General features: G+C 70.8%; 12 protein-coding genes. 9 read left to right on the top strand and 3 right to left on the bottom strand.

The window, feature by feature from the left end:
- The 3 genes from JWR81_RS13350 to JWR81_RS13340 form a co-directional block, all read left to right on the top strand.
- Window positions 1-1,992, top strand: a 1,992-nt coding sequence (locus tag JWR81_RS13350; RefSeq protein WP_297651138.1) for an MFS transporter, incomplete at its 5' end; no start/stop codon positions are given.
- 252 nt (window positions 1,993-2,244) lie between these two features.
- Window positions 2,245-3,216 (top strand): NADPH:quinone reductase, encoded by a 972-nt coding sequence (locus tag JWR81_RS13345; RefSeq protein WP_297651136.1) that lies wholly within the window; start codon window positions 2,245-2,247, stop codon window positions 3,214-3,216.
- 9 nt (window positions 3,217-3,225) lie between these two features.
- Window positions 3,226-4,125, top strand: a complete 900-nt coding sequence (locus JWR81_RS13340) for an NAD(P)-dependent oxidoreductase (protein WP_297651134.1) — start codon at window positions 3,226-3,228, stop codon at window positions 4,123-4,125.
- Window positions 4,126-4,249: 124 nt separating this feature from the next.
- Here JWR81_RS13340 and JWR81_RS13335 read toward each other — a convergent pair whose 3' ends face one another.
- A complete protein-coding gene (locus JWR81_RS13335; RefSeq protein WP_297651132.1) occupies window positions 4,250-4,996 on the bottom strand; it encodes a BTAD domain-containing putative transcriptional regulator in 747 nt (248 codons plus the stop codon).
- Window positions 4,997-5,073: 77 nt separating this feature from the next.
- On the opposite strand from JWR81_RS13335, the gene JWR81_RS13330 reads away from it, so the two are divergent.
- A complete protein-coding gene (locus tag JWR81_RS13330) occupies window positions 5,074-5,235 on the top strand; it encodes a hypothetical protein (protein ID WP_297651130.1) in 162 nt (53 codons plus the stop codon).
- A 197-nt stretch (window positions 5,236-5,432) separates the two neighbouring features.
- The gene (locus JWR81_RS13325) at window positions 5,433-5,765 is read left to right on the top strand and encodes a hypothetical protein (RefSeq protein ID WP_297651128.1); all 333 of its coding nucleotides are present in this window, start codon (window positions 5,433-5,435) and stop codon (window positions 5,763-5,765) included.
- A gap of 102 nt (window positions 5,766-5,867) precedes the next feature.
- On the opposite strand, the gene JWR81_RS13320 is transcribed toward JWR81_RS13325, so the two are convergent.
- Together JWR81_RS13320 and JWR81_RS13315 are read right to left on the bottom strand one after the other, a co-directional pair.
- Window positions 5,868-7,499 carry a Na+/H+ antiporter gene (locus JWR81_RS13320; protein ID WP_297651126.1) on the bottom strand — a complete coding sequence of 544 codons (1,632 nt, stop codon included), beginning with the start codon at window positions 7,497-7,499 and terminating at the stop codon, window positions 5,868-5,870.
- A 5-nt stretch (window positions 7,500-7,504) separates the two neighbouring features.
- Window positions 7,505-7,639 carry a hypothetical protein gene (locus JWR81_RS13315; RefSeq protein ID WP_297651124.1) on the bottom strand — a complete coding sequence of 45 codons (135 nt, stop codon included), beginning with the start codon at window positions 7,637-7,639 and terminating at the stop codon, window positions 7,505-7,507.
- Between the two features lie 194 nt (window positions 7,640-7,833).
- Here JWR81_RS13315 and JWR81_RS13310 point away from each other — a divergent pair, with 194 nt between their 5' ends.
- From JWR81_RS13310 to JWR81_RS13295, 4 genes are all read left to right on the top strand, one after another.
- Window positions 7,834-8,229: a PPOX class F420-dependent oxidoreductase gene (locus tag JWR81_RS13310; protein ID WP_297651122.1), complete on the top strand. Its 396-nt coding sequence runs from the start codon at window positions 7,834-7,836 to the stop codon at window positions 8,227-8,229.
- Between the two features lie 327 nt (window positions 8,230-8,556).
- Window positions 8,557-9,960, top strand: a complete 1,404-nt coding sequence (locus tag JWR81_RS13305; protein ID WP_297651120.1) for an ammonium transporter — start codon at window positions 8,557-8,559, stop codon at window positions 9,958-9,960.
- 78 nt (window positions 9,961-10,038) lie between these two features.
- A complete protein-coding gene (locus JWR81_RS13300) occupies window positions 10,039-10,371 on the top strand; it encodes a P-II family nitrogen regulator (RefSeq protein WP_297651118.1) in 333 nt (110 codons plus the stop codon).
- 15 nt (window positions 10,372-10,386) lie between these two features.
- Window positions 10,387-10,640: hypothetical protein (locus JWR81_RS13295; protein WP_297651116.1), on the top strand; the 254-nt coding region annotated here is incomplete at its 3' end.

Here is a 10,640-nt window from a genome sequence, read left to right as displayed (position 1 = left end):
GCCCGGTTGCTGATCATCGGTGCGTTGCTGCTGGGCATGTTTCTCGCCGCGTTGGATCAGACCATCGTCTCGACCGCCCTGCCGACCATCGTGGGTGAGCTCGGTGGCTTGAACCACCTGTCCTGGGTGGTCACCGCCTACTTGCTCGCCTCGACGGTCTCGACCCCGTTGTGGGGCAAACTGGGCGATCTCCGCGGGCGGAAGGTGTTCTTCCAGGCCGCGATCGTCATCTTCCTGGTCGGCTCCGTGCTTGCCGGTCTCAGCCAGACGATGGGTCAGCTCATCGCCTGCCGCGCGATCCAGGGCCTGGGCGGCGGCGGGTTGATCGTCGGCGCACAGTCGAGCGTCGGGGACGTCGTCTCGCCGCGGGAACGCGGCAAGTACCAGGGGTTCTTCGGTGCTGTGTTCGGTGTCACGAGCGTAGTCGGCCCGTTGATCGGTGGGCTGTTCGTCGACCACCTGTCCTGGCGGTGGGTGTTCTACGTCAATCTTCCCGTCGGAGCGGTGGCGTTGGTGGTGGTCGCGGCGGTGCTGCCGGCGACCGGGCGGCGGGTCAGGCGGCAGATCGACTATCTCGGCACGGTCACCTTGGCCGTGGCCGCCACCGCTCTGGTGCTGGTGACCACGCTGGGAGGCACGACGTATCCGTGGGATTCGCCGTTCATCGTCGGGCTCGCCGCGGCCAGCGCCGTCCTGCTCGTGGTGTTCGTGGTGGTCGAGCACCACGCGAGCGAGCCGGTCATTCCGCTGGGTCTGTTCCGTAACCGGGTCTTCTCCGTGGCCGCTGCGATCAGTTTCGCCGTCGGCTTCGCGATGTTCGGCGCGATCACGTTCCTGCCGTTGTTCCTGCAGGTCGTCAAGGGGGCGAGCTCGACGAGCTCGGGCCTGCAGTTGTTGCCGATGATGGGCGGGCTGCTGCTGACCTCGATCGGGTCGGGGCAGTTGATCTCCCGGTGGGGTCGGTACAAGGTCTTCCCGGTCGCCGGTACCGCGATCATGACGGTGGGCCTGTACCTGTTCTCCACCGTGGACCAGAACACCCCGACCCCGCTGGTGTGGTTGTTCATGTTCGTGCTCGGTGTGGGTATCGGTGGGGTCATGCAGGTGCTGGTGATCGCGGTGCAGAACGCCGTGGACTACACCGACCTGGGTACCGCGACGTCGGGGGTGACGTTCTTCCGGTCCATCGGCGGGTCGTTCGGCACCGCCGTGTTCGGTGCGATCTTCTCGGGAGTGCTGATCGGGAACCTGGCACAGCGGCTGGCCGGCCAGGCCGTGCCCGCGGGGCTCACCGGCGCCAGCGTGAGCCCCGAGCAGCTCGGCGCGTTGCCGGCCGCGGTCCGCGCCGCCTTCGTGTCGGCCTACGCCGCCTCGTTGCAGACCGTCTTCCTCGCCGCCGTTCCGGTCGGTGTGATCGCGTTCGGGCTGACACTCCTGCTGCCGGAGATCGAGCTGCGCACCGCGATCGGCGGCGACGCCGGGCACACCGCCGGGGACACCTTCGTGCCGGCGCAGGGGCGCACCTCGCTGCAGGAGGTCGAGCGCAAGCTCAACACCCTGCTGCAACGCGAGAACCGGGCCGACATGTACCGGCGGCTGGGCGCGCGGGCCTCGGTCGACCTCGAGCCCCGGCCGACCTGGCTGCTCTACCGGTTCGACGAGCATCCGGCGTCGAGCCTGAGCGGCCTCGCGCAGCGGCTGCGCATCGACCGCGCCACGCTCGAGCCCCTCGTCGGACGCCTCGTCGAACGCGGCCTGCTGGCCGAGAGCAGTGCCGGCGAGGACGAGGTGCTGGCGCTGACGCCGGCCGGCCGGGCCGCTCTGGACCGTCTCACCGCCGCCCGCCGCGACGGACTGGCCGAGCTGCTTGCCGGCTGGCATCCCGACGGTCACCCCGAGCTGGCCCAACGTCTGCACGAGCTGGCGCACGATCTGCTCGCCGACGACGAACGGATGCTGCGCGACGCGGGACCCACACCGGCGACCACCTGAGCGACGAGGCACCGACGGCGAGTTCGTCGTGCACTGCCGCAGGTCCGGTCATCAGCGGCCGGCGGGTCGAATCCTCACCGCCGGGCTTCTCCGGCCGTCGCCTCCGCCCGGGAGGTCAGCGCGGATCGCGGCCGATCGCGCTGCCAGGCCGAGGAATCGGGCCGCCGTCGCGACCACGCTGGAGCCGGTGACCACCCTGCGGGCAGTGCCGGCGGAGGTGATCTCGGTCGGGGCGCCGGATGAGGAGCTGCCATGCGAGCTGCGGTGTACGACCACACCGGACCCGCCCGGGACGTGCTGCGGGTCGTGGAGATCGAGCGCCCGGAACCGGGGCCCGGGGAGGTCCGGGTGCGGGTGGACGTCTCGGGGGTGAACCCGACCGACGTCAAGGCGCGCAGCGGCGAGGTGCCGCGCCCGATCGACGAGTTCCAGGTCCCGCACCAGGACGGCACCGGCGAGATCGACGCGGTGGGGGAGGGCGTCAGCGAGAAACGCGTCGGCCAGCGGGTGTGGCTCTGGTTCGCCGCGGCCGGCCGGCGCTGGGGCACCGCGGCGGAGTGGACCGTCGTCCCGGACGAGCAGGCGGTGCTCCTGCCCCCGACCGCGTCCGACGAGCTCGGCGCGATGCTCGGGGTCCCGGCGATGACGGCACACCGCTGCCTGTGGGTGGACGAGCCGCCGAACGGGCAGACCGTCCTCGTCGCGGGCGCCGCAGGCGCGGTCGGACACTTCTCCGTCGAGCTGGCGAAGTGGGCACAGGCCCGTGTCGTGGCCACGGCGGGCGGCCCGGAGCAGATCGGGCGGGCCCGGGAGGCCGGCGCCGACCTCGTCGTCGACTACCACGCCCCGGACGTGCTCGACCGGATCCAGGCGTTCACGCCGCTCGTGGACCGGGTCGTCGAGGTCGCGCTGAGCGCGAACCTGCCGCTGGACCTCGCCCTGTCCGGCCCGAACACCCGGATCGTCACGTACTCGTCGTTCGAGCCGGAGCTCACCATCCGGGTCCGTGAGTGCATGAACCACAACGTGGACATGCGGTTCGTACTGGTCTACGGGGTGCCGCGCCCGGCGCTGCGGGCGGCGGTCCACACGATCACCGTCGCGCTGTCCGAGATGGTGCTCACCGAGCTGCCGGTGCACCGGTTCGCCCTCGACCAGATCGCGGAGGCCCACGAGGCCGTGGAGAAGGGGATCGGCGGCAAGGTGCTCGTCTACCTGCGCTGAGGAGCTCGGATGGCCGGGAACGGAATCGAACGGGTGGGCTTCATCGGCCTGGGCGCCATGGGCCGGCGGATGGCCGCCGCCCTGCGGCGCGCCGGCTTCGAGCTGATCGTCTGGAACCGGACCCGATCGGTGGCCGAGGCCTTCGCCGCGGAGCACAGGGCCCTCGTCGCGGACACGCCGGCGCAGCTCGGGACCCGGGTCGACGTCGTGGTCTCGATGGTCGCCGACGGCGACGCGGTGGCCGCCGTGCTCACCGGACCGGACGGGGTGGCCGCGGGCGCCCCGCTCGGGCTGTTCTGCGTGGACTGCTCGACGATCGGGCCCACCGCCGCGCGGCGCATCGCCGGTGCACTCGCGGAACAGGAGATCGCGTTCGTCGACGCCCCCGTCTCGGGTTCGCTGCCCGCCGCCGAGGCGGGAACGTTGACGATCATGGTCGGCGGCAGCGACGAGGACGTGCAGCGCGCCTGGCCGGTGCTCGCGGCCATGGGCGAGCTCATCGTGCACGTCGGCGCCCTCGGCCAGGGCCAGCTGGTCAAGGTCATCACGAACGCGATGGCGGCGGCGAACGCGGTGACGGTCGGCGAGTCGCTGCTGCTGGCCAAGCGCGGCGGGGTCGACCTCGAGGCGTTCCAACGCGTCGTGCCCGGCACGTCCGGTGCCTCCCGGATGCTGGACCAGAAGGCCACCCCGATGCGCAAGCACGACTACACGCCGTTGTTCAAGCTGGAGCTGATGCTCAAGGACGTGCGGCTGTGCCTGGAGGAGGCCCAGGCCAACGGCATCCCCTTCGGCAGCGCCGCCCTGGCCCGCCAGTGGCTGGTGGCCGGCAAGGGCCGCGGTCTCGGCGAGCAGGACTACGCCGCCGTCATCGAGCCCCTCCAGGGCGCCGCCGGCGAAAGCCTCTGACGTCGGGTTCGCCCACCGGCCCGTCCCGTACCTCGCCTGCGCCGTGCCCAGCTGAGGGTAGGCGACTGCCCGCCGCGACGGACCCGGGTGCGCCATGCCGCCGCCGTAGAGGCGGGAGGAGGAGTCAGCGAAGCAGCCGGGTGAGGAGTTCCTGGACCATCGGCCCGGGCGCGATACCGAGTTCCTCGCGCAGGACGGTGCGGAGGTGTTGGCAGGTCAGGAGGGCCGCGGCGACGTCGCCCTGGTCGGCTTGGGCGCGCATGAGGAGCCGGTACCCGGTCTCACTGAGAGGGGCGAGTTCGATGAGGCGGCGGGCCGCGCGTTCGGCCGCGCCCCGTTCGGTGCCTCCGAGACCGAGGCAGGTTTCGGCGTAGTAGGCGAGGGTGCGGTGGTGGACGAGTTCGAGCCGGCGTCGCCATTCCTCGGTCCAGGCCGCGTCGGAGTCGGGCAGGAAGCGGCGGCGGGTGATGAACAACGCGGTCAACGCAGCCGGCCAGGCGCGGGCCCACTGGTGCTGCGCGACGGCGGATTCGGCGTCGTGGGCGGCGGCGAGGGCCTGCTCGACGTCGACGCGGGCCCCGGAGGGAAGGCTGAGCGCGATCGCCCCGCGCCCGGTGAGGGTGTCACGGCCCAGCACGGCGCGGCATTTCGACAGCAGCACGGTCAGCGCGACTGCGGCACCGTCGCGTCGGGCGTCGGGCCAGAGCGCGTCGAGCAGGGTGTCGCGCTCGACGGAGTAGGGGCGTTGCACGGCGAGCAGCGCCACCAGGTGGCGTGCCCGGCGGCCGGGGAGCGCAGGGTCGAGCTGGCTGCCGTTCAGCACAACGCTGAATCGGCCACACAGCTGAACATGGGTCCCCTCGAGCGTCACGTCAACCTTCCTGCAAGGTTCCGCGCCATATTGGGTCAATCCTGTCCGGCAACGTCCGTCGGTGTAAGGGGTCGGGGATGGTCGTTCAGATACAGTGCGAGTGCGGTTACGTGGCGCGGGGCGAGAGTGACGACAGGATCGTCGGCCTGATCCAGGACCACATGCGGCTCGACCACCCCGATCTGGCCCGCACGGTCGGACCGGAGGACATCCGGGGCTGGATCGAAGTCGTGGGCTGACACACGAGGACCGGTTGAACTAGCTGCTGGGCCGTTCGTCGCCGACCCGGGTGCGACGGTGGCGGCGGCCAACGTGATCATCAGGGATCGGCTCGGGCTCCACCGCGCCTGGTGGAGTGCGGCCCGGCGACACCGACCGCACTGTCACCGGGCCTCTCCACATCCATGAACCGGTCGCAGAGAATCGAGGACCCGCGATGAGCACCGAACCAGGTACCCAGCCGGGCGCATTCCTACAACTGATCGAGTACCGCACCGAGCGGCCCGAGGAGATGCAGCAGATTCTCAAGCGCTGGCTCGCCGCCATCGGCGCACACAGGACGGCGCGCTGGTACGTCACCACCGCCGACCGCGACCACCCTGCCACATATGTCCAGCTGGTCGAATTCCCCAGCCACGACGCCGCCACGGCCAATTCCGGCCACCCGGCGACAGCGAGGTTCGCCGCTGAACTCCGCGAGATCTGCAGCGAGGATCTGATCTTCCGCAACCTGGACGTGACCGAGTACGCCCATCTCGACATGCCATGACGCTCGCGCCTCGCGCGTGTGGGGTGCGGTGTCACGCTCAGTCGAGTGCGCAGGTGGCGACGTCAGGAGGGGACCTGCCGTGCGGCCGCCGGTGCTGCGGTCTCAGCGTTGCGATCGCGCCGTTCGCGTGCCACGCGTCACCCTTTGGCCCCGGTCGTCGTGCACCAGGGAGGCATCCTCGAGATCGAGCTCCCGCAGGACATGGAGGAAGGCGTCCTGGTCGAGTTCGCCCCTGTCACGCAGCTCGATGAGCCGGGCGCGGGCCGCGTCGAGCATCTGCCGGCGGAGCCTCCTGTAGGCGACGGCGGCGGGCTCCGTGTCCGGGCACGTGCCTCCCGCCCCGGCGAGTGCGAGGCGACGCTCGGCCTGTTCCCGCAGCTGCTCCACCACCTCGGGGGGTGGGTTCTCCCGCTCCAGGATCTCGTCGAGACGCTGCAGCCCAGCGGCGGCAACGGCCCGTTGGGCGATCGCCTCCTGCACGGTGTGTGCGGTGTCGTCGTCGGGCGGCGGCCGGATCCGGCGCACGACGGCGGGCAGGGCCAGCCCCTGGCCGAGCAGCGTCGCCACGATGACCACGAAGGTGAGGAACAGCAGGAGCTCCCGTTGCGGGAACGGCGCGCCGGTGGCCGTGGTGGTCGGCAGCGAGAGCGCGGCCGCGAGCGACACCACGCCCCGCATGCCGGCCCACGACACCAGGGCCGGCAGCTGCCACGGCGGGGCAGGGTCCCGCTCTCGGACACGCCGCAACAGCAACGGCGGCAGGTAGGCCGCCGGGAAGACCCACACGAACCGGCTGATCACCACGGCGGCCACGACGGCGACGGACGCGAACGCGAGGAAACCCGCCGAGTAACTGTTCAGCCCCGCGACGATCTCCGGTAGGCGCAGCCCGATCAACACGAACACCACGCCGACCAGCACGTACTCGATGACCTGCCAGAGCGACTGGGCGACCACCCGGGACTGCGCACCCGTCAGCCGGGGTGCCTGGTGTCCGAGGTAGAGCCCGGTCACCACCACCGAGACCAGCCCGGACGCCCCGATCGCGTTCGCCGGCAGATAGGCGAGGAACGGGGCGAGCAGTGACAGCGTCGCGTCCGACATCGGGTTCTCGATCCGTGCCCGCACCTTGGCGAGCAGCCAGGCGACGCAGCAGCCGACGACCAGCCCCCCCGCGCTGGCCAGTACGAACCGCCCGACGGCATCCACCACGCCGAACGATTCGCCCACCACGGCCGCCACCGCCACCTTTAGCGCGGTCAGGGCGGCGGCGTCGTTGAACAGGCTCTCGCCCTCCAGGATGGTGACCACCCGGCGCGGCATTCCCACCTCCCGCGCGACCGCGACGGCGGCCACCGCGTCCGGCGGCGCCACCAGCGCACCGAGCACCATGCCGGCGGCCAGTGGCAGGCCCGGGATCACCAGGTGGGCGAGGTAGCCGACGACGACCGTGGTGAACAGGGTGTAGCCCACCGCCATCAGGGCGATGGGGCGGGCGTTCGCCCGGAGCGCCGGCAGCCAGGCGGTGAACGCCGCCGCGTACAGCAGCAGCGGTAGCACCACCTGGAGCATGACCTCGGGAGGGAGGCGATAGGTGGGGAAGCCGGGCACGTACGCGAGACCGACGCCGACGAGCAGCAACAGGACCGGTTCCGGCAGCCCGACCCGTCGGGCCGCCGCGCGGACCACAGCGACGACGAGGATCAGCCCGATGACCTCGAACGCCACCTCCATGGGCACTACCGCGGGTACCGTTCGTGCACACCCGCACCTGCGCCGGCCGCGTCGTCCGGGGCGAGGCCGCCGCCCCGCCCGCTCCGAAGCTCGATCTCGGCGAGGTGGCTGATCTCGTCGGCGAACTCCCCGTCGTCCACGTCGCGATCCCTTCGAGAGTGGCGATCCCTTCGAGAGTGGTCGTGCCCGTGATCGTGCTGGCCGCGCGATCGCGGCGCAGTGCCCTGCGAGGGCGAGATCGCCCGCCGAGCCCCGTCCCATCAGGGCGACGATCCGCACGCTGCCGGCCGGGCAGGGTGACACCTCTCCAGCCGATGTGACACCGAGGTGGCCCATGTCAGGGATCCCCGAATCCCATCGCGACCTGCTCTCCGCGCCTGTGGCCACCTTCGCCACGATCGGGCCCGACGGTCACCCGCAGCTCTCCGAGGTGTGGTTCCTGGCCGAGGACGGCACCATCGCGCTGTCGCTGAACGCGGTGCGGCAGAAGGTCCGCAACCTGCGGCGCAACCCCGCCTGCACGCTGTTCATCCTCGACCTGGCGAACCCGGGTCGCTATCTGGAGATCCGCGGCGACGCCGAACTAGCCCCCGACGACGACTACGCCTTCGCCCGCCGGGTCGGAGCCAAGTACGGCACGGACCTTCGGCGGATGGATGCCCCGGGCGAGTCCCGTGTCGTCGTCACCATCCATCCGATCCGCATCAACGCGGTCGACCTGAGCGCTTGAGCGACCGGCCCGGCGCCGTCCCGGCTTCCGCGTGTGGGGTCGAGGTCGTCGGAGAATCGCCGGCTTGTCGGTCGCGCGGTGGCAGCAGCGCCGCCGCCCTCTGCTCGATGCCGGTCAGCCCGTGCGTGCCGGCGGCGGTCGTGGCGAGACCGATGAGCCGGGCCACGTGCTCGCGGTCTCTGGTCCGTGAGGACGGAAACTGTCTTCCGTGCCTTTTGTCCGGAAACAACGTTAACTCCTCAGCAATATGGTTTAACGCAGGCGTAATGCGATGCGCCCACCCTTTTCTCGCGCATTGCCGTGCGGTCCGAACGGGAGGTACTCGACATGTCGCCGTATCCCGATTGGCTCAGCTCGGGCGACAACGCCTGGCAACTCGTGGCCGCCACCCTCGTGGGGTTGATGAGCATTCCGGGGATCGCCGTCCTCTATGGCGGGATCGTCCAGCGGAAATGGGCGATGAATACGATCATGATGGCTTTCACCGCATTCGCCGCGGTGCTGGTCGTCTGGTTCCTGTGGGCCTTCCAGATGGGCTTCGGGAGCCCCCTCCGGCTCGGCCCGGGGATCTTGTCCTCCTTCGTCGGCCATCCTGCTCCGACGCTCGGCGTCACCGCGCAGGCGCAGGCGAATATTCCTTTGCTCGACGGTCTCATGCCGAAGTTCCGGTTCCCCGAGTCGACCCTGGCCTACTTCCAGTTCGCCTTCGCGGGCATCACGCCGCTGCTGTTCCTCGGCAGCGTCGTCGGCCGGATCAACTTCAAGGCGTGGTTGATCTTCGTGCCGTTGTGGTCGACTTTCGCCTATGCCGTGAACGCCTTCCTCATCTGGGGCGGTGGCTGGTGGGGCCAGCAGGGTGCCCTCGACTTCAGCGGCGGGTACGTGATCCACCTCGCGGCGGGGACGTCGGGATTCGTGGCGGCAGCGGTGATCGGGCCCCGCCTGGCCCGTGATCGGGCACGTCCGCTGCCCAACAACCTGCCGATGGCCGCGGCGGGTGCGGGGTTGCTGTGGCTGGGGTGGAACGGCTTCAACGGCGGTGACCCGTACTTCGCGGGCGCGGACGCCGCCATCGCCGTCGTCAACACGAACGTCGCCACGGCGGTGGCCCTGCTGGTGTGGGTCGCCATGGACATGCTGTTCGGCCCGGACCGCAAGCCCACCTTCCTCGGTGGTGTCAACGGCATGATCGTCGGACTGGTGGCGATCACCCCGGCGGCGGGCTACGTCGACGGATTCGGCGCCATGCTGATCGGGCTCGTACCGTCGATCCTCGTCTGGCTGTCCTGGAACAAGCTGTCGCGAGTGCGGCCCTTCAGCAAGGTCGACGACGCGCTCGGTGTCGTCCACACGCACGGCGTCGCCGGGCTGCTCGGCGGAGTCATGGTCGGCCTGCTCGCCAACCCCGCCGTCACGGTCTATCTCGGGCAGGGGGGCGCCTCCAACGTGTCCGGCACGGGACTCTTCTTCGGCAACCCGAAGCAGGTGCTCGTCCAGCTCGGTGCCGCTCTGACCGTGATCGTCTGGGATGGCCTGGTGACCTTCGTGCTGCTCAAGCTCATCGGCCTGGTGCTGCCCCTGCGATTGCCCGATGCGGACCTGGAGATCGGCGACGTCGCCGTGCACGACGAGGAGGCGTACCCACAGGAGACGTTGTTGGCGGGCACGACGTCCGGGGCGGCCGCGGCGCGCGAGCACGCACCGGAGTCCGTACCCACCACCTCCACCTGACCGACCGCGACGACCAGGACGCCGGGAACCCCCGGCGTCCTGGCGCGGCGGGGAGCCGCCGGCGGAGAGAGGACAGCGATGAAGCTGGTGTCAGCCGTGATCGTCCCGTGGCGGTTCGCCGCGGTCCAGACGGCATTGCGCACCTTCGGCGTGATGGGGCTGACCGTGAGCGAGGTCCTCGAACAGGACGGATGGCGCCACGGCGAGCTCTATCGCGGGCAACGAATCACGGTCGACCTGAGCCCGCACGTGCGGCTGGACATCGTTGCGCACGACAGCGACGCGGCCGACCTGGTCCGCATCATCAGGCTCGTCGCGGGCTCGTACGCCGGCGACGGCCGGGTCTGGGTCACGGCAGTGGAGTCGATGGTGCGGGTCCGGACCGGGCAGCGCGGCGTGGACGCCCTCTAGGAGACAGGAGCGTCGATGGGCTCCGGCACCCCCGGGATCACCGGCACGCGCGGGACCTCGCCGCAGGCTGCCGGGCCGCTCGGCCGCCGTGCGCGCATCTGGTTGTGGATCTCGGCAGTGGTGCTGCTGGTCGGCCTCGGATGCGTCACGGTCTGGGCCGTGCTCGATCCGGGCCGCTACTCGAGTTCCGGTGACGGCTGCGTCGCCCTCACCATCCCCAACTCGACCGGCGGCGCCGTTCTGCACGCATGCGGTGACCCCGCACGAAC

It is taken from the genome of Pseudonocardia sp., assembly GCF_025965585.1.
Taxonomy (GTDB): Bacteria; Actinomycetota; Actinomycetes; order Mycobacteriales; family Pseudonocardiaceae; genus Pseudonocardia.
The sequence above is the reverse complement of the archived record's forward strand: the minus strand, read 5'-3'. Positions and strand labels throughout refer to the sequence as shown.

Excerpts from the sequence above, each read along its gene's own strand:
- JWR81_RS13345 (WP_297651136.1), top strand. The coding sequence starts at position 2,245 with ATGCGAGCTGCGGTGTACGACCACACCGGACCCGCCCGGGACGTGCTG.
- JWR81_RS13340 (WP_297651134.1), top strand. The coding sequence starts at position 3,226 with ATGGCCGGGAACGGAATCGAACGGGTGGGCTTCATCGGCCTGGGCGCC.
- JWR81_RS13330 (WP_297651130.1), top strand. The coding sequence starts at position 5,074 with ATGGTCGTTCAGATACAGTGCGAGTGCGGTTACGTGGCGCGGGGCGAG.
- JWR81_RS13325 (WP_297651128.1), top strand. The coding sequence starts at position 5,433 with ATGAGCACCGAACCAGGTACCCAGCCGGGCGCATTCCTACAACTGATC.
- JWR81_RS13320 (WP_297651126.1), bottom strand. The coding sequence starts at position 7,499 with ATGGAGGTGGCGTTCGAGGTCATCGGGCTGATCCTCGTCGTCGCTGTG.
- JWR81_RS13310 (WP_297651122.1), top strand. The coding sequence starts at position 7,834 with ATGTCAGGGATCCCCGAATCCCATCGCGACCTGCTCTCCGCGCCTGTG.
- JWR81_RS13305 (WP_297651120.1), top strand. The coding sequence starts at position 8,557 with ATGTCGCCGTATCCCGATTGGCTCAGCTCGGGCGACAACGCCTGGCAA.
- JWR81_RS13300 (WP_297651118.1), top strand. The coding sequence starts at position 10,039 with ATGAAGCTGGTGTCAGCCGTGATCGTCCCGTGGCGGTTCGCCGCGGTC.